The sequence below is a fragment of the Vibrio sp. D173a genome, assembly GCF_030248475.1.
The window spans coordinates 1-980 of the sequence record NZ_JAHGAH010000302.1 but is presented as its reverse complement, the minus strand read 5'-3'; the positions used below and the strand labels follow the sequence as shown (position 1 = coordinate 980).

Sequence of the window (980 nt, the reverse complement as noted above, 5' to 3'; positions counted from 1 at the left end):
TTCTCTCTGAATTACGCAACATATATGGACGCACCTCAGGATGCAATGACTGATTCAATGATACGGTCGCTAACATATATCCGACGTCTTTCTAGGTCTACTATGTGACCTGCGCCATGGTGTAATCCGCTCCTCACTGTCTTTTCAAAGCCTCGGTTTCAATAACCTCGTTGTGTTATCAGAGTGTAGTAAGGATGGTTCACCGTTTATTCATCAGCTATTGCAAACTCAGTTGCTTCTTGAGGATATCTCCTTAGAACTTAGTGTTTTTAGTCAAACAGGCTTAAATGCCTGATTAATATCGTATTCACTATTTTTCGCCAAGATGTGCCATGCTACCCGACCGAGCTTGTTTGCAAGAGCGACAATCGCTTTTGCTTTTCCTCGGCGTGCAATGAGTCCTCTCAACCATACTCCCATAGCATCCGCTTTGTTAGCTCCGCACCGAACCACTGCGCGAGCACCGTGAATAAGTAATGCTCTCAATTCGCGATTGCCATTGTTCGATAGAGAGCCAAGAATACTTTTTCCGCCTGTACTATTTTGTTTTGGAACTAGGCCACAGCATGCTGAGAACTGGCGACCATTTTGGAATTGGTTTTTCCAACACCTACCTCACTAATCAGCGCCGCTGTCAAAATCGGACCAAACCCAGGAATATTCCGAATAGCCTCATATTTTGGATTTTGCTGACTCAACATGGTGACACTTTGGGTCATTTCATCTATCTCTTCGCTAAGACTGACAAAGTCACAGTATAAAGTTTGCCGTAAGTTCCTCATTACTGGGGAAAGGGCATTCTCTGCGTCTTCAAGAGCTAGCGGTAAATGACTTCGTAAAGCTTTAATAGAGAGAGGAAATACTCCCCCGTATTCAGCAGCCAATCCTCTGATCTGGTTCGCCAAGGCAGTTCTGTTTTCTACCAAACGTTTACAGACACTGCGTATCGCTTTAAGGTCTTGTTGTTCAACAGACTTAAC

Annotated in this window: 1 pseudogene; it reads right to left on the bottom strand. The window is 44.2% G+C overall.

The features are described 5' to 3' along the window. Positions 1-273: 273 nt before the first annotated feature. Positions 274-980: pseudogene (locus KIV40_RS24730) on the bottom strand (IS110 family transposase); the annotation flags it as partial.